Source organism: Neorhizobium sp. AL 9.2.2, from assembly GCF_013317225.1.
In the GTDB taxonomy this organism is placed as follows: Bacteria; Pseudomonadota; Alphaproteobacteria; order Rhizobiales; family Rhizobiaceae; genus Neorhizobium; species Neorhizobium soli.
Map to the genome: position 1 here is coordinate 1 of NZ_JAALXU010000019.1, position 651 is coordinate 651.

The following is a 651-nucleotide window of genomic DNA, read 5'->3' on the forward strand; positions in this document are numbered from 1 at the left end:
GGTTCTGTCGCGAACTTTTTACCGGATTTGCAGCCAGTTTGGTCATACCATAGGTCTGGGCCAACGATGAGCAGCAGGTTGAGTTTCCCGATCATGGTCGATTTCAAAGGCAGTCACTCCCCGAAAGACGTGATCTTATACGCGGTGTTTTTCTACGTCAGATATGCGGTCTCCTATCGTGATTTGGAAGAGATTATGGCTGAGCGTGGTGTTGTCGTTGACCACGCGATGCTGAACAGATGGGTTGTGAAATATTCGCCCTTGATTGCCGCCCAGGCCCAGCGCCGGAAATCCGCGACCAGCAGTTCCTGGCGAATGGACGAGACCTATATCCAGGTCAAAGGCAAATGGACCTATTTCTATCGTGCTGTCGATAAATTCGGCAAAACCCTTGATTTCATGCTGTCCGAGCGCCGCGATGAGGCTGCGGCCAGCGCCTTCTTCGCTCGCATGATCGAGAACAATGGTTGGCCCGAAAAGGTCGTCATCGACAAGAGCGGCGCCAATCTGGCAAGATTGCAAAACATCAACAGGCTGCTGCTGTTGCAGGGATGGTTCTGGCTGATCGAAATCCTGCAGGTCAAATACCTCAACAACATGATTGAGCAAGATCACCGGTTTATCAAGAAGCTGACCCGACCGATGAAAGGC

General features: G+C 51.8%; 1 protein-coding gene. It reads left to right on the forward strand.

What is annotated here, in order from left to right; genetic code table 11:
* Nucleotides 1–93 precede the first annotated feature (93 nt).
* Nucleotides 94–651, forward strand: a 558-nt coding sequence (locus tag G6K99_RS23195) for an IS6 family transposase (RefSeq protein ID WP_174076376.1), incomplete at its 3' end; no start/stop codon positions are given.